Annotated in this window: 11 protein-coding genes; all 11 read right to left on the bottom strand. The window is 50.5% G+C overall.

Annotated features, from left to right (window positions below; translation table 11 throughout):
• Positions 1-2 precede the first annotated feature (2 nt).
• The 11 genes from FJQ58_RS17650 to FJQ58_RS17600 all read right to left on the bottom strand — a co-directional run bounded on the left by FJQ58_RS17650 (position 3) and on the right by FJQ58_RS17600 (position 16,896).
• A complete protein-coding gene (locus FJQ58_RS17650; RefSeq protein WP_139995779.1) occupies positions 3-1,118 on the bottom strand; it encodes an NADH:flavin oxidoreductase in 1,116 nt (371 codons plus the stop codon).
• Positions 1,119-1,320: 202 nt separating this feature from the next.
• Positions 1,321-2,205, bottom strand: a complete 885-nt coding sequence (locus tag FJQ58_RS17645; protein WP_139995777.1) for an ABC transporter ATP-binding protein — start codon at positions 2,203-2,205, stop codon at positions 1,321-1,323.
• A 3-nt stretch (positions 2,206-2,208) separates the two neighbouring features.
• Complete coding sequence (locus FJQ58_RS17640) at positions 2,209-5,088, bottom strand: ABC transporter permease (protein ID WP_238404127.1); 2,880 nt, start codon at positions 5,086-5,088, stop codon at positions 2,209-2,211.
• Between the two features lie 37 nt (positions 5,089-5,125).
• The gene (locus FJQ58_RS17635; RefSeq protein WP_162341546.1) at positions 5,126-6,151 is read right to left on the bottom strand and encodes an efflux RND transporter periplasmic adaptor subunit; all 1,026 of its coding nucleotides are present in this window, start codon (positions 6,149-6,151) and stop codon (positions 5,126-5,128) included.
• Positions 6,135-6,845, bottom strand: a complete 711-nt coding sequence (locus FJQ58_RS17630; protein WP_420799850.1) for an ABC transporter ATP-binding protein — start codon at positions 6,843-6,845, stop codon at positions 6,135-6,137. Before FJQ58_RS17630 ends, FJQ58_RS17635 begins: the two co-directional genes overlap by 17 nt.
• A gap of 762 nt (positions 6,846-7,607) precedes the next feature.
• The gene (locus FJQ58_RS17625) at positions 7,608-8,558 is read right to left on the bottom strand and encodes an AEC family transporter (protein ID WP_139995773.1); all 951 of its coding nucleotides are present in this window, start codon (positions 8,556-8,558) and stop codon (positions 7,608-7,610) included.
• Positions 8,559-9,804: 1,246 nt separating this feature from the next.
• Positions 9,805-10,749 carry a cysteine synthase A gene (cysK, locus tag FJQ58_RS17620; RefSeq protein ID WP_139995771.1) on the bottom strand — a complete coding sequence of 315 codons (945 nt, stop codon included), beginning with the start codon at positions 10,747-10,749 and terminating at the stop codon, positions 9,805-9,807.
• A gap of 63 nt (positions 10,750-10,812) precedes the next feature.
• Positions 10,813-12,696, bottom strand: coding sequence for an ABC transporter ATP-binding protein (locus tag FJQ58_RS17615; protein ID WP_139995770.1), 1,884 nt, complete (start codon positions 12,694-12,696; stop codon positions 10,813-10,815).
• Positions 12,671-14,434 (bottom strand): ABC transporter ATP-binding protein, encoded by a 1,764-nt coding sequence (locus FJQ58_RS17610; RefSeq protein WP_139995768.1) that lies wholly within the window; start codon positions 14,432-14,434, stop codon positions 12,671-12,673. The genes FJQ58_RS17615 and FJQ58_RS17610 overlap by 26 nt, the downstream gene beginning before the upstream one ends.
• Before the next feature lie 33 nt (positions 14,435-14,467).
• On the bottom strand, positions 14,468-16,303 hold the full coding sequence (locus FJQ58_RS17605) for an ABC transporter ATP-binding protein (protein WP_238404126.1): 1,836 nt from the start codon (positions 16,301-16,303) through the stop codon (positions 14,468-14,470).
• Positions 16,300-16,896, bottom strand: a complete 597-nt coding sequence (locus FJQ58_RS17600; protein ID WP_139995766.1) for a PadR family transcriptional regulator — start codon at positions 16,894-16,896, stop codon at positions 16,300-16,302. Before FJQ58_RS17600 ends, FJQ58_RS17605 begins: the two co-directional genes overlap by 4 nt.
• Positions 16,897-16,943 lie beyond the last annotated feature (47 nt).

Here is a 16,943-nt window from a genome sequence, read left to right as displayed (position 1 = left end):
TATTAATATAAAGACTTCAAAGCTTCCGTGCCATAGTCATGAAGCTCATCTACTCGATGGTCGCGTATTTTGGCTGCCCATTCGGGATCAGCCAGCAGCGCGCGTCCGACAGCAACAAGGTCAAACTCCCCGTTTTCCAATCGTTCAAGCAGCCCCGCTAGGGAAGCTGGTTGAGCTGTATCCCCTTTGCTGCTTCTAAATTCATTATCGAGGCCAACCGATCCTACCGTGATCGTTGGTTTGCCGGTCAGCTTCTTCGTCCAGCCTGCCAAATTCAAATCGGAACCCGCAAATTCAGCCTCCCAGTAACGGCGAGTCGAGCTGTGGAACACATCAACCCCTGCACTCGCCAGCGGTGCCAAAAATTGCTCCAGCTCCTGCGGCGAATCCGTCAGCCTTGCGTCATAATGGCCGCCTTTCCATTGGGAGAATCGAAATACAATCGGAAAATCCGCTCCGACTGCCCGGCGGCATGCCTCCACAATCTCGGCAGCAAAGCGAGTCCGCGCTGCCAGATCACCGCCATAGCGGTCCGTACGCTTATTCGTTCTGTCCCAGAAGAACTGATCGATGAGATAACCGTGTGCGCCGTGCAGCTCAATCCCATCAAACCCTGCTTTGACGGCATCTGCCGCTGCCTGTGCAAAGGCTGCGATGACGTCAGCGATTTCATTTTCCGTTAATGGCTCCGTTATTTTCTCGCCGGAGAGGTTTAGCCCAGAGGGACCAATCGGCAGCGCCTCCGGATTAGGCAAATCGCCTATTTTACGGGCTAGGCCGAGATGCCACAGCTGGGGAATGATTTTGCCTCCTGCCTCATGGACGGCTTTGGCTACGTTGGCCCAACCCTGAAGGGCAGCCTCGCCGTGAAAATTCGGCACATTGGGGTTTGCTCCTGCCGCTGGATGATTAATGAGCGTACCTTCGGTAACGATCAGGCCGACGCCATTTTCCGCACGGCGGCGATAATAAGCCGCTACGTCCTCTCCTGGCACGCCGTTCGGAGAATATCCCCTCGTCATAGGTGCCATGACAATTCGATTGGCTAGCTCCAAGTTTCCGGATGCAAAAGGCTTAAACAATGCTTCGACCGAGGCCTTGCTATCGGTATTCGACATTCATATCCCTCCCGTATATGTGGTATGGTTCCTTATTTTCTTCGATGCTTTTCTATTTTACCATTCATTTCCGTGTATTCCTAGTTAATTAATATGCTTAAGACTAGTATAAAAAAGCTGCCTCTCAAGTCATTTTAGACTCGGGGCAGCTCTGCTATTTCCATCCTATTTGTGTTCCATGAGGATCAAGCCATTTGCTTTGTTAGTCTGCTTTTTCTTCCGGAGGAAGCAGAACGATCTTGCCTTCGCCAAGCTCAACGCGCAGCTTGTTTGAGTTTTTCACTCCAATGGATTCTAGGTAACCCGCAGGTACCTGGAGCCGCCCGGCTTTATCCAGCACAGCATATTCCACATGCGAGCTTTCATCGCCGTCCGCTTCCTCGAGCTCGGCAAGCTCCTCCGCATAGGAGCGTTTGCGCAGCATCTCCGAAGATATTTTGCCATCGCGAATGGCCGCTACGCGGTCCACCTTCTTGGCAAGCTCCGGATCATGCGTAACGATGACGACGGTGATGCCAATCGTCCGGTTCAGCTCGCGGAACAAGTCCAATATTTGATTCGCCATGCGGGAATCAACCGAGCCTGTCGGCTCATCCGCGAGCAGCAGCTTCGGATGGTTGGCAAGCGCGATAGCGATCGCTACCCGCTGCTGCTCGCCTCCCGACAATTCATAAAGCTTATTCGACGCACGGTGGCTGAGCCCTACGGCATCGAGCAGCTCCTTCGCGCGCCAGCGCTTACGGCTGCCGGTCAGCAGAATGGGCAGCTCGATATTTTCGAGCGCAGTCAAATACGGAATCAGGTTCCTCGCATTGTTTTGCCAGACGAACCCGACACTCTCCCGCTTGTACTTCACAAAATCTCTCTCTTTGAACTTCAGCATGTCACGGCCGTCTACGGTCAGCTTGCCTGCCGTCGGACGGTCCAGCCCGCCCAGCATGTTCAGCAGCGTGGACTTTCCACTGCCGCTATTGCCGATAATCGCCATAAGCTCGCCGTTCTCGATATGGAGATCAAGGCCTTGCAAGGCGAATACTTCCAGGTCAGCTGTTTTGTATATTTTGACTAGCCCTTCGCAATGAATCATCCGTCAATCCTCCCCCAGCTTAATCGCTTGATGGATACGCAGCCTCGACAGCATGTACGCAAGAATGCCAAGTCCAAAGAGGAGCATAAAGCCAACCAGCACATAGATGCGCATTAAATCGGTGGAGTCGAACATAACCTTGAACGGCGGTACAAGGCTGCTCGGGTTAAAAGCAATCTGGAAGTTCGGCACGTACAGCAGGCTAGCCAAATTTCCGACACCGATGCCGATGAACACGGCTACTCCGGAGGTGAGCAGCTGCTCAACGCCAAGCATGCCAATCAGCTGTTTAAGCGATAAGCCAATGGCGCGCAAAATCCCGTTTTGCAGCGTCCGGCCCCTCAGCGACAATACCCAATACAATAAAAACCCGATAAAACTGACAAGAATCGATAACACAAAGCCTAACGTCAAGATGCCATTCAATGCCATAAGAAATGGATCATTCTTGGCATCCACAAGCTCGCTTCTCGTGTTCACGATATTCGTAATAGGCAGATTCGCTTCCTTAATCCCTTCATAAAAGTCAGCCGTGCTGACTTCGGGGTCGAGCTTTAGCCAGACATTGTAGGGCTCTAGCGCAAGCTGCACCTGAATGCGGGGCAAATGACCGACGATGAGCATAGGCGCCTTGCCCGTTTCCGCTTTATCGCTGACATCCACACTTCCGACAGGCGGATTAGGATTAAAGGTTGGGAAATAGTCAATGATGCCGTAAACCTTAAACGGCTGCTGCGGAACATCACTCCATCCAACCCAAATGGTATCGCCAGGCTTTACTTTTTTCTGCTCCGCAAGCGTTCTTGAAATGAGTACAGCCTGCGAATCGCCCGCCAGCAAATTTAGATAGTCATTTAGCGGATAGTCGAGCAAGCTGTCCCGGAACCAGGTCGTTTCGCCAAACTCATCCGTATCAATGCCGATCAGGGTAGCGGCTCCCGTCCCGTCATTTACGCTAAAGGCGGTTTCCTTCTTAAATACTCTTGCTGCGTGCTGAACGCCTTTGACCGTCTTGAAAGGCTCAAAGGCTGGCTCCACATAATGGACGGGAGCTTGAACAGCAGCCGTATCCGGCTGCGGCGCTCCTGGGCCTGCCGGAGGCGGCGCATCGTTCATCCACTGTGCGGTAAGCACAATCTCCGCTCCGTTGCCGTATCTAATCCGATCTTCTGTATTATTGTTAATCGTTCTCGCTGCCGAAGCGCTGAATACGCCCGTAGCGATGGTCATAATGAGAAAAATCATCAGAAATTGATATTGCGAGCTGGATCGCCCTACCTGAATTAGCGTGGCATAGACCGATGGCGGCCACCACTTCTTGCCAACCCAGTAGACGAGCCTCAGCACCCATGGATATAAACGAAGCAGCAGCAAGCCAGCACCCATAATGAACAACGCCGGAATGACGAACTGCAGCGGATCGATATTCAAGTCATCGGCATTAAGCCCTAAGCTTTGCAAATCGGCAAGCCGTTTACGGAAAGTATATAATCCGTAAATCGCCAAAGCTAGCGCAATGACATCAAGGAACATTTTGTGCCATAGCGGTGATTTGAGCAATCTTGCGAGCTGCTGCTTATGGCCAACAATAGAAACCCGCGTAGCCATAATGATTGGGATCAGCATAATAATGAAGCATGCAGCGGATGCAATTGCTCCATAGCGGTAAGCTTCCTCCGTCAACCGGACTGGCAGCCTCACGCGCTGGACAAATTCAAGGAAGCCATTCGACGAGCCAAGCACTTCGGTCAATAGGACACCGAGCAGCGGACCCAAACCAAAGGCGATGCCACATAAAATAATGCCCTCCACCCCGTACGAGGTAATGACCTGCCAGCGCGCAGCGCCTCTGCTTCGCAGCACGGCGATTTCGTTTTTCTGCCGATCTGCAATCAGGTTGGATACCATAAACATATAGAAGCCGAGCATGATCAGAACCGGAACATTGAGCGACCACATTAACGTTCTTAACTGCTCCGCACGTTCCATGTATTTGGCGATCGTATCCAGTGACGGTGTCTCCGACACGATCTGGTACATCGTGACATGATTCAGCAGCACATTTTTTATTTTGCTAGTTGTCAGAATGAAATCATCAATGAATCTGAGCTCCAGCTTGGAGTAATCCAGCACGAAAAACCACCCTGCAGAGGCAAGCGGAAGCCGGCCTTCCTGCAGCAGCTGCTGCCTAGCTACTTTATCGCTAATAATGAAGCTGCTGCTCAGCTCGCTTAAGTCCGTATCTCTAAAATAAGGATCATCATCTAGCTTCTTTTCGAACACGCCTACCGGCTTAAACTTTATTTCCCCGGCAATTTTTTTGTCGTCCAAACGAAACTCGGAATCCAGCACCGTTTTGAATTGCATCAAGCTTCTATCCGTCACAAGCACTTCATAGACGCCATCCACAGGCTGCTGCTCTGCAGGCATCCTGCCATCCGTCAGCTTAATATGCTGCTCCAAATCGGAGAAAGAACGAAGCGTCATCGTTTTGACCGATTTTGTCGTCTCTGGGTCGGGGTCGTTCATTGGCCTAATCTTGAGCGACTTGGATTGAAGATCTACAACAAGCTCCTGTACCGGGATTTGAAAGCTGGCCGGCGCCTCTTCCTGAATATAACGGTCAACCTTGTCGAAAATGCTGTTCATCTGCTCTGGCGTTTCTTTCGTATAAAATAATTTATTGTATTGGTTGCCGGGATACACGCCACGCTTGGCCTGCATCGTCTCCAAATCCTTAACCAGCATTCTCGATAATACCGCTTCCGAATATATCGGCATGCTGCTAACCAGCGCTACCGACATAACTAAGCCTATAAACAAGCTTGCGACCAGCCATTTGTTTTGGACCATTTTACGAATAATCATGACGAATAATGCCACTTGAAAACCTCCCAGGTAAACGGCAATCCTGCAAAAATTATTGCAGCACGACTATTGCGCCCTCTTCCAATCCCTTCGTGATCTCAATCTCCGTTGATCCTTTAATGCCCGTTTCCACATCGATTTCGCGAATTTTGTTGCCGTCCTCCAGCGTTCTTACGAAGGTCCGGCCAAGAAAGCTGCGTACGCCGCTCCGCGGAATTTTCAAAATATCATCGCGCTGCTGCAGAACAATAATGACATCTGCAAATGCTCCAATTGAAGCATCCGCCGGTACTTTAGGCACCTCAATAAACAGCGTTTTGGAATAGCGATCCCGAAGCTGCTCGTTCATCGTCGTTGGAGCGGAAGAAGGCGTCTGAACCACTTTCCCTTCAAACTCTTGGGAGCCGAAGATGACTTTGGCAGGAAACCCGACATCCACGCTCGTTATTTCGGCGCCTGACTCGACCCGCAGTGCGACGCGCAGCTGGCTTGGGTCAGAAATCATCACTAACGTCTGATAGGGCTCGACAAAATCCCCTTCGTCCAAATCCTCGACAAAGGTTACCTGGCCATCCATTCCGGCTACAAGCTGTTTACTGTTAAAGGTGCTCATTAACCGATCCAGCTTTAAATTTTCAATTTCCATCTGCAGCTGGGCAATATCAATGGCATCGCTATCGCCGCCTAATTTCGCCTGCTTAAAGGAGAGCTTCGCTTTGGCAACCGATAGCTGCTGCTCCTTTAACTGAATATCGAGGCCATCCACGTTCAACTGAACGAGCACATCGCCCTTTTTAACCTTTGCCCCTGAGGTTACCGTCATTTTCGCAATGCGTCCGCCTTGCCCTGTAAACTGCGCGATTTCCGATTTCGTCGATTCCAGGCTGCCGCTTCCTTTAATATCCTGTGTGATCGTTCCCTTCTCTACGGTAACGGTCCGATAGTTCTCTTGCGCCGGCTTCACAAGCGGCGGCTTCAAAGCGCTCTCCTCGGCTGGAAGCAGGGAGCAGCCTGTTAATGAGGCGCTAATAAGCAGCGCGAATGACCAGCCTAGCAGCGGCTTAAGCTTTTGCGACAATTTGTCCATCCTCCAGTTCATACACATGGTCAACGATTTCCATAATGGCAGGATCATGGGTGGTCATAATAATCGTCATGCCTGCCGACTCAACCAAATCACGGAACACCTTCATGATTTGCAAGCCCGTACGGCTGTCAAGCTCAGCGGTTGGCTCGTCAGCAAGCAGAAGCTTGGGCTTATGGGCAATCGCCCTAGCAATTGCAGTCCGCTGCTGCTCCCCGCCGGAGAGCTCAAATGGGCGATGATGCATTCTTGTTTTTAAGCCTACTTGCTCCAGCGCTTCAACTGCCGCTTCCTTGCGGCCATTAGCCGCCATTCCCGCGACTCTTAATATAAACTCTACGTTTTCATAGGCGGACATGAGCGGTATGAGTGCGAAGGATTGAAAAATCAAGCCCATTTCCTTGCGTCGCACCATATCGCGCTCTTGATTGGACATAGCCGTCAGATCTCGCCCGGCAAACGTAATCTGGCCCTCGGTCGGACGGTCCAGCGCGCTTAACAAATTGATTAGCGTTGTCTTGCCCGAACCGGATCTTCCCTTGAACGCAATCAGCTTGCCAGACGGAATTGCTATATCCACGCCCTTTAATACGGTTACAGCTCCGGTACCGCGTCCGAACGTTCTCTTTAAAGCGCTTGCATGAATGATATCATGCGTGGTTGGCAGCATCTGACGGTAAACCTCCATTTCCAATAAAACGTTTACATTTGTATCTTTTTCCATTTTAACCCCGTCCAGCCGTCTGCACAAGACTATCTATTTTTTCTATTCAATGGCGTAAACGACTTGTGGTGAAGGTAATATTCTTGGGGGTCATATAATGAGTATGTTGGAGTAAAACATTGGGTTATCTATGGTCTCTAATTAGTAATCTCTAGTCTCTATTTAGTTATCGCTGGTCTCTATTTAGTTACCTCTAGTCTCTAGTTAGTTTAGATGGAATTTTTCCCTCTAATCTTCTGAATTCCTACCGATTTTTCCATTTACCTGGAATTCATCCTGTTAATTTCAAGGAATCAGACGAATCTCAATGAAAATAGCTAGATTAACGGGATAAATTCCTTCTATTATCTATTCCAATCCAATAAGGCTATTTTAGCAGGAGAAATTCCATTTAATCTCCGTTTCATTTCACACGAGAAGACCGCCTCATAACTATCGTAACCCGCTTTTTGAGTTAAAGGGCATTGCTTAATGGGCAGGGCAGTCCGTGCGAGTTTCTATCTTCATAAAATTAGCAAGGTCCTCAATCGACCCCTGCACGAGGTTTTCAGTTCCTACCCAAACGTTGCTTTCTCCTAGCCGCATTTTCCGCATGAAAGCTATGGCTTCCACAAAATAAACCTCAATCCCCCCCTCCCTCTCATTCGCTTCTTCACGCCTGATAGCCGTAGATTTCATAGAAAAAAGCCTTCGCTCCTTAAAAAGGTTCGAAGGCTTTAGCTTCTATTAAATATCAAGCTGCAAGAAAAAAATAACAGCCGTCACCGTGAGGATGCTTATTATCGTAGATACAAACACCGATTGTGAGGCGAATTCTGCCTCGTTGTCGAACTCAACTGCCAGCAATACGCTGCTGAGCGAAGTTGGCACGGCGGAGGAGACGATTAGCGCGGCTGCGGTCAGCTTGTCGATTCCAAGCAGTGTGTTCATTTGCATCAGCCATACGATCAACCATGCGAGCAGCGGTCCGGCAACAAGCCTCAGTATACCCGAAATGCTCACGTCGATGAGCAGCGAGCGTTTGATTTTCCACTCCATATTGCCTAGCTGAACCCCGAGCGTAATAAGCGCGGTACCGATAAACGCATCCGAAAGATAACCGAGCGGCGTCGCAATCGGCTGCGGAATGGCAACCTCAAACCCTCTTAATAGGAAAGCAATTGGAATGACATAAATAATCGGCATGGACAGAATGGTTCGCATAATGGTCCGCATATCCGCTTTATGGGCGTTTACGTTATAGATGCCATAAGTGTTTGGGATAAGGGATTGCATCATCATAATGAGCACCTGTATGGCAAGCGTTTTCTCGTTTCCTGCAAAAGCGAGCTGATTGAGCGGTATGCCGTAATTCGCGCTGTTATAAAACAGGACGCTGTTGCGCATTGCGCTTTTCATGCTGGGCTGGTAGCTTCTCAGCCGAATGACCGCTTCGACAATCAAATACTGCGCAACCATAAACAAAATGAAGAAAAATAACACCTTTCCAATGACAGAAGCGGAGATATCCGTTTTGTACAGCAAATTAAACATGATCGCCGGAGAAAATAAATAAAAATTGAGCTTCGATAGCGTTTTGATATCCAGTTTGAACGCCCGCTGAATCACGATGCCAAGGCCGATCATAATAACCATCGGAAGCACATTCGACATCAGGATGTGAAGGAAAATACTCATTGCTGCATCTGCTTCTTTCTATTAAATAGTCTGGTAAGCATGAGGAACATAAACTGATTAGACACAAGTCTTCATCGTTCTTTGATCGCTTCACTCATTTTAATAGTTTCGCACACGGTTAGGCAAGCATCGGTTTAATAAGGGGCTCTTCTCCTTCAACTGATGATAATAAGGAGTTATGATGGTCAGAGCCAATGTTCCTTCACTCGTCTGAGAGTAACTTTCTTTGCCGAATCGATAGTCACTGACCCTTCAAAAATACCTTTGTATATGCCTAAGTTTCATCATGCGACACTTCTATTCTAATTTCTGATTGATTAGCATTTCATCCCATCCGTTTCCGGATGAAGTTATCCTTTCTCAGCCCGCTAGCCAGGCTTATGAACCGCCATAGATTAGGCTGTGCTGAGTTAAGTCTACTTTTTAGATCTATTTCTTCCAATCGGGCAGATTCAGATGAAATAGGTCTATTTTTTAGATCTATTTCCTTGAGATGCGGCGTTTTGGTGCTCATTTTACCGAATGGAGCTGATTTAGATCTATTTTTTAGACCTATTTCTTCCAATCGGCCAGATTCAGATGAAATAGATCTATTTTTTAGATCTATTTCCCTGAGATGCGGCGTTTTGGTGCTCATTTTACCGAATGGAGCGGATTTAGATCTATTTTTTAGACCTATTTCTTCCAATGGTGTGACCTTTGAGACACAAGAAGAAAGGCTGTCCCCACAGGCGATTAGCCTTACTGGGACAGCCTCGTACATTAATTAGTGATACACATATAATATTATTCATAACGGGTTACTTGAAACCAGAAACAATGAGGTACGCCGCAAAATTACAGCACTTATCTGTAAATCCACCATAGCCTTATCTACAAAACAATACAGACGCAACTTCTCAACAAGCCGTTTACTCTCTTGTGTAAACATATCTTCTCGACTAACTTACTATTATCTACCTACAAGCGTAGCCTCATCAATAATCTACCTCACCTAAGTACAAACGCAGCTCAACCACGAACCTACCGCCACCTCAGTACAAACGCAGCTTCACTACTAACCTACTGCCAGCCACCTAAGTTCAATCGCAGCTACTTAACAACCAGCCAACCACCGTTACCTCATCGCAGACGCAGTTGACTAGCAAACCTGGTATGAAGCGCAGAAGCAGCATAAGCGAAGGGGCAGCAAACTAGACTTTAAACTAAACTATACCTGCGTACTAGCGCTAAAGCATGTTCCTCCTTACAGCTGCTGCTCCTGCTGGTAGAGCACCGTTGACAGGTAGCGCTCGCCGTTGCTCGGTATGATAGCGACTACGCGCTTGCCTGTACCGAGCTTCTGGGCTAGTTGAACTGCTGCGAATATGGCTGCGCCGGAGGAAATGCCGCCGAGGATCCCCTCCTCCTTCGCCACTCTTCTTGCCGTCTCAAAAGCATCCTCGTTGCTGACTTGGATGATTTCGTTATAGACGTCCGTGTCCAGAATGGACGGGACGAAGCCTGCGCCAATGCCCTGAATCTTATGCAGACCCGGCGGCCCGCCGGATAATACTGGAGAAGCGGCGGGCTCCACCGCCGCAATATGAATATGCGGGAAGCGTTCGCGCAGCACTTCGCCCGCGCCCGTAATGGTACCGCCTGTGCCAACGCCCGCCACAAAGCCGTCCAAACTGCCGCCGAGCGACTCGATAGCCCTGACGATTTCAGGGCCAGTCGTTTCGCGGTGGATCTTCGCATTGGCGGGATTATCGAATTGCAGCGCCGGAAAATAGTCCGGATGCTTCGCCTGCAGCTCCTGCGCCGTCCGGATGGCGCCCTTCATGCCTTCAGGCCCCGGCGTCAGCACAAGCTCCGCGCCATAGGCGCGCAGCAGGTTGCGGCGCTCCAAGCTCATCGTCTCCGGCATGACCAGAATCGCCTTGTAGCCTCTCGCCGCCGCGACCAAGGCAATGCCAATGCCCGTATTGCCGCTTGTCGCTTCAATTATCGTATCGCCCGGCTTCAGCTTGCCTTCGCGCTCCGCCTCCTCGATAATGCTGATCGCAATGCGGTCCTTCACGCTGCTGCCCGGGTTAAAAAATTCCAGCTTCAGCAAAATTTCCGCGCTGCCCTCCGGCACTACATTTTTCAAACGCACGAGCGGAGTGTTTCCAATTAAATCGGTAATATTATCGACTACGAGACTCATCTTCCCTACCTCCTATATGTTAAAGGCCTTGCGGCGCGTGCCGATATCGGTTAAGCCTGCTCGCTAGACAGCAACGTTGCCCTGCGAGTGCTCATACAGCTCTTTATAATGTCCGTCATGCTCCAGTAGCTCCTGATGATTGCCCTGCTCCACGATCTCGCCATGGCTCATGACAATAATGCGGTCTGCCTGCATAATCGTTGACAGCCGGTGCGCAATGACAATCGTCGTCCGGTCCTGCGACACCACTTGAAGCGCATTCTGAATCAGCTGCTCAGTATGGGAATCGAGATTGGCGCTCGCCTCATCCAAAATTAGCACCTTAGGCTTGAACACGATTATTCTCGCAAAAGAAATCAGCTGGCGCTCTCCCGCGGACAAGCCGCTGCCGCGCTCGGAAAGCTTCGTATCGTAGCCGTTTTTCAGCTTCGCGATAATCGCATCCGCTCCCACAAATTCGCAGGCGTGAATAACCTCCTCGCGGGAAATCGAATCGTCGAACATCCGGACATTCTCGATAATGCTGCCGGAATACAGATACGGCTCCTGCTGCACCAACCCAATAAGACGATGAAGCGTGGCTTGCGGGATATCGCGGACATCGGTCTCGTCAATTCGGATGCTGCCTTCCTTCACATCATAGAAACGGCATAACAAGCTGATCAACGAGCTTTTGCCTGCCCCGGTCGTTCCCACGACGCCAATGAGCTCGCCCGAATTAATATGCAAATCCAAATCCCGGATGATGGGAATGCCTTCCTCATAGGAGAAAGAGATGCGATCAAAATCAATCCGCCCCTTCACCTGCTCCAAGTGAATGCCCGATAGCGTGGCCTGACGCTCGTCGGCTTCTTCGCCGTCTTCCGTTTTTTGCAAATCGACAGGCTCTTGCAACCGGTCCGTAACGTCGGGCTTATTGGCGAACACGCTCCATATTCTCGTAATCGCAACCGTTGCCGATTGCAGCGTGTTCCACTGCTGGGTAATCGTATTAATCGGCTGAAAAAACTGGCGGATATATGTGATGAACGCATACAATACGCCAAACTCCAGCTGTTTGCCAAGCACCGCATGCCCGCCGATCCAGACAACCAGCGCAACGGACAAGTTGCTCAATATATCAAAGGTCCGGCCAAAAACGACATTCGTCCGTATTTCCCGAAGATTGGCTTTGAAATAAAGGCCATTGCGCTCGTCGAATTGCTTCTGCTGCTCCTTCTGCTGATGGAACACCTGCACCAGGTTCATGCCAGACAAGTTCTCAGCTACAAATGCGACCATACGCGACAATCTCGTTCTCGCAATCTGGTAGGTCGTGCGCATAAACGAGCGGAAGGCGATGGCAATAAACCATATCATCGGCAGCAAAATCAAGCAGTACAGCGCAAGCTTCGTATCCAGCTGAAACATGAGCACGATGATGAAGATCAGCGTCAGCCCATCCCGGAAAAGGCTAAGCAGCACCTGATTAAAAAACTGGTTAAGCGCCTCCGTATCGCTCGATACGTGGGTGATCAGGCTGCCGCTCGACATCCGGTCGAAATAGCGCATAGACTGCTTCAAAATGTGTCCAAATAGCTGCTTGCGGATCCGGGACACAATACTCTGCCCGATATTTTGCAGCAGATTGCTTTGCAGATAGGTAAACAGAAAGCTCGATAAGGATAAGCCTAAATATACGATACAGATCGTGAGCAAGCCTTTATATTCCGCTTTGCCTGTAAATAAATGATCGTCAAACGCAATTTTCATTAAAAAAGGCTGCAGCAAATCCGATAAAATCGCAATCAGCGTGCAGCAAAACACGCCAATAAAGGACCACAGATGCGGTCTAGCGTAGCCGGAAAGCGTACGGAAGGCCGATATATACTCTGGCTTCTGTTCGGGCATATTGGGATCGCCTTTCTGATCCGCCTGCCAATTATGAATGGCTTGTGCCGGTCGCATGTTGACTCCCCTCCTCCTGTATCGCATGAAGCGTCGCATAGAGTCCTTGCTGCTCCAATAGCTCCGTATGCTTGCCGCGCTGCACAATCTCGCCTTCATCGAGCACGATGATTTCATCGGCGTGCTTAATTGCGCTGATGCGGTGCGCGATGATAATCGTCGTCTTGCCGCTGCGCTGCGTCTGAATCGCGTCAATAATATCCTTCTCCGTGACCGCGTCGACAGCGCTGACGCTATCATCAAGAAGCATGACCGGAGCATCCTTTATGATGCCTCGCGCAAGGCTGGTCCGCTGGCGCTGGCCGCCCGAAAGCGTCAAGCCTCGCTCGCCGAGCCTCGTTTCGAATTTATTTGGCAGATCGACGATGTTGTCGTAGATCTGGGCATGCTTAGCTGCAGCCTCGACCGCATCAAGCTCCCGCTCCCTGTCGGAGAAAGCAATGTTTTCCCTGATCGTCGTACTGAACAAAAATCCGTCCTGCGGCACGTACGCGATCTGTGTACGCAGGCTCTCCAGCGACATTTCCCGTACATCCGTGCTGCCGTACATAATAGTGCCCGGCGGCGGATCATAGGTGCGCAGCAGCAGCTTCATTAAGGTGGTTTTGCCGCTGCCCGTACGCCCGATAATGCCAAGAGTCGTACCTGGCTTAACGCTCAGGCTAATATTTTTAAGCACGGGGTTTGAAGCCTCGTCGTAGCGAAAAGACAAGTTCCGGACGCTAATGCCCGCTTGGGTCAAGTTGACCGTCTTGGCATGCTCAGGCTCTGCAATATCCGAGCGCTGGGCTAACAAGCCGTTCAGGCGATCCAGCGAAGCACGCGAGCGCTGAATCGTATTAATGACATTTCCGATTTGCTGAAGCGGATTCATCAGCATTCGAATATATAGCGTTAGCGCAACGAAATTGCCTAACGTAATCTGCTTGGTAAGGGTGAGATAGCCGCCGAAGGCCAGAGCGACGATAAGGGAAATCGCCCCAAGAAACGGAATCAGCGCCTGAAAAAAAGACGACACGCGCACGAGCCGCAGCTGGTGATGCCGAATTTGATCGACGGTTTTTCCGAAGCGCTCGTTCATGATGTCTTCCACGGCGAATTTTTTCGTTACGCGGATGCCCCCGAACTGCTCCTCAGCTGTTTCTGTCATCGTACCGAGCGCTTCTTGTACCTCCATCGATCTCTTTCTAATAATCGGCCCTAAATAAACGACGATGATCGGAATGAGCAAGAGCGGAAATATCGATGCCAATATTAAATAATAAGGAATATGAATGAACAGCATCATCGTAACGGCCGCCACGAGCATCATCGTTGCGTTCGCCGTTGAGTTTACGCCCATGGAGATGGACTCCCGCACCGCCGTAACATCGTTCATAAAATAGCTGAGCAGCTTGCCGACGCCGTTTTTCGAATAAAATCGCTCGCCCATAGCCGTAAAATGTCGAAATAAGCCTTGCCGAACCATGTATTCAAACCGTCTGCCCACATACATAATCAGATACATCGCGAGGCCATTAAACAGTACGTGACCAACGCCAATCACCAAAAGCAGCAAGCTGAAATCAACAACCAAACCGCCGGTTAATAAGCCTTGCTCCAGTTTATCCGTAAAGTCTCCCAGCACCTTCGGATAAAAAACGTTAATGACGTTGGCGACCAAGTGGAACAGAATCGAGATCAGGTAAAAATGCCATGTTTTCCGAAAAAAATCAGCGAGTATTCTTTTGGGTCTCAATAAAGGATCACTTCCTCGTCTAAAAGATTGGGGTTACGCTTCCTGCGTTTGCGGAAATTGCAATTCATACAGCTCATGGTAACGGCCTTGCAGCTGCAGCAGCTCGTCATGCGTTCCGCTCTCTGCAATCCGTCCTTGCTCGAGCACATATATCCGATCGGCCTGGCGTATCGTCGACAGCCGATGCGCGATAACAAGGCAAGTGCGGCCTTGAAGCAGCAGAGCCAGCGCCTCCTGAATGTATTGCTCTGACTCGGTATCAAGCGAGGCCGTTGCCTCATCCAAAATAATAATCTGCGGGTTTTTCAAAATTGCTCTGGCGATGGAAAGCCGCTGCTTCTGCCCGCCGGAGAGCTTTACGCCGCGCTCACCGATCGGAGTGTCGTAGCCAAGCGGGAATGAATCGATGAACCCGGCTGCATTGGCTGCTTGCGCCGCGGCGACGACCTCCTCGTGCGAAGCCTCTTGGTTGCCGTAGCGGATATTCTCGCCTATCGTTCCATTAAACAAAACGACATCTTGGGAGACGATACCGATTTGCTCTCTAAGGGAGGCAAGCGTTACGTCCTTAAGCGAGTAGCCGTCAATCGTTATATCGCCCGACTGCGGATCGTAAAACCGGGCAATCAGGCTCGCGATCGTCGTTTTCCCCGAACCGGATGAACCGACAAGCGCGGTCACCTTGCCCGCTTCAAGCTCTAGGTAAAAGTTGCTCAGTATGGTCGAATCGCCTGAATAAGCAAAATGGATGTGATCGAACACGATATGGCCGCTCGCTTGCGGCAATCGCTTCGCATCCTTCTTCTCTACAATTTCCGCCTCTGTATTCATAACCTCCATGATGCGTTCGTAAGCAGCAGCCGATTGCTGGATGGTGTTAATAATGCGGCTGAAATGGCGAATCGGATTTTGCAGCAGCCGCAAGTAGGCAATAAAAGCGACGATCGTGCCAACCGTCATCTGGTCATTCATCGCCAGCCATGCTCCGAACACGAGCACGATGGCCAGACCGAGATAATTAAGAAAATCTATGATAGGTTCATAAGCCGCCCTTAAGCGGGTCACCTGAATATTCGCATCCATGTTCCGCTGGGTGCGCTCGGAGAAACGATCCGACTCGTAGGCCTCTGCGGTAAACGATTTAATTAGACGTATGCCCGTCAGCGTATTTTGCAAATGGTCGCTCACATCAGCCACGGATTCCTGAACCGTCCGGAACGAGGCACGCATTTTTTTGCCAAATAAACGGGTCGTCAGAATCATGAACGGAAAAGTTGCCAGCAGCAGCACCGTTAGCTTCCAATCAATCCATAGCATATAGACGGCAATCGCCGTAAAGGTGAAAAAGTCGGTAAATAATTGCATCATGCTGGAGGAGATCATTTGCTGAAGAATGCTTACGTCGTTCGTGACCCGCGACATCAGGTCGCCGGTGCGGTTGCGGTCGAAGAATGAAACATCAAGGCTTTGCATATGACGATATAAATCGTTGCGAAGGTTATAGAGTACCTTTTGACCGATGGAGGCCATAAGCGACGTGCTGATGTAGCGCAGCGCACCAAGCGCAAGCGCAGCACCGAGCACACCTCCACCGATCAGAAACAGCTTGCCAAACTGCTTATTCGGAATGATATGGTCAATGGTCATTCGCGTTAGTTGCGGAACGATAAATTCGAGCAGCGAGATCGCGATGACGCAGACGACCGCCGCAAGCAGCAGCGGCCATTGCAGCCGAGCATGGGTGTAGACGCGCACGAACATATCGAGAATGCGGGCAGGCTTCACCTTCTCCCCGTTCCCAAATTTCCTCATCCCGCCCATGCCCCCGCCCGGCCGATAAGCGGGAGCGGAATTGTTGCGCTCGCTCATATTCGCTCACCCTCTTCGCTGCCGCCTGCCGTACCCTCCAAAATCTGGCGAAGCGATAGCCGAAGCTCACCGAGCAATATGCGCAGTTCCTCTGCTTTGCCGCTGTCGGCAACCGCAGCGCGTTCTGCCGCCTTCAGCAAATGAAGCAGCTCCTTGCCTGCCGGTGTCAAGCGGCGATTCGGCTTGCGACGCTCGAAGTGGGCGCCATCCTCCTCCGCCTCCCGCTCTGCGCACTCGCGCCGTTCAGGCTCGTTCCCGTCATTGTCCTTCTCCTCGAGCAAATAAGCTCTGCCGTCGTCCGTAATCTCAAATACCTTCTTGCCGTCCTGCTTTGAGGATTCGACAAAGCCCTGGTCCCTCAGCATCTGCAAGGTCGGATAAATCGAGCCTGCGCTTGGCTTGTAGGTGCCGCCGGATTGATCCTCCAGCGCCTTCATCATCTGATAGCCATGCATGCTCTCTTGCTCCAGCAGCGCCAGCAATGCATATTTCACGCCGCCGCGGCTAAAATAGCGCCTCCCCGAGCCTCTGCTCTCCCTCTCATGAACGTGATGCAAAAACAATTGTTCCTCTGGCTGCCATTCTTTCGTCATGCCATAATCTCCTCCGTTAACGATATATCGTATTAATATGAATTCTA

Source organism: Paenibacillus paridis, assembly GCF_006345825.1.
Taxonomy (GTDB): Bacteria; Bacillota; Bacilli; order Paenibacillales; family Paenibacillaceae; genus Pristimantibacillus; species Pristimantibacillus paridis.
This window is presented reverse-complemented; position numbering and strand designations above follow the sequence as displayed.

Excerpts from the sequence above, each read along its gene's own strand:
- FJQ58_RS17625 (WP_139995773.1), bottom strand. The coding sequence starts at position 8,558 with ATGAGTATTTTCCTTCACATCCTGATGTCGAATGTGCTTCCGATGGTT.
- FJQ58_RS17650 (WP_139995779.1), bottom strand. The coding sequence starts at position 1,118 with ATGTCGAATACCGATAGCAAGGCCTCGGTCGAAGCATTGTTTAAGCCT.
- FJQ58_RS17630 (WP_420799850.1), bottom strand. The coding sequence starts at position 6,845 with ATGGAGGTTTACCGTCAGATGCTGCCAACCACGCATGATATCATTCAT.
- FJQ58_RS17600 (WP_139995766.1), bottom strand. The coding sequence starts at position 16,896 with ATGACGAAAGAATGGCAGCCAGAGGAACAATTGTTTTTGCATCACGTT.
- FJQ58_RS17645 (WP_139995777.1), bottom strand. The coding sequence starts at position 2,205 with ATGATTCATTGCGAAGGGCTAGTCAAAATATACAAAACAGCTGACCTG.
- cysK (WP_139995771.1), bottom strand. The coding sequence starts at position 10,749 with ATGAGTCTCGTAGTCGATAATATTACCGATTTAATTGGAAACACTCCG.
- FJQ58_RS17615 (WP_139995770.1), bottom strand. The coding sequence starts at position 12,696 with ATGCGACCGGCACAAGCCATTCATAATTGGCAGGCGGATCAGAAAGGC.
- FJQ58_RS17605 (WP_238404126.1), bottom strand. The coding sequence starts at position 16,303 with ATGAGCGAGCGCAACAATTCCGCTCCCGCTTATCGGCCGGGCGGGGGC.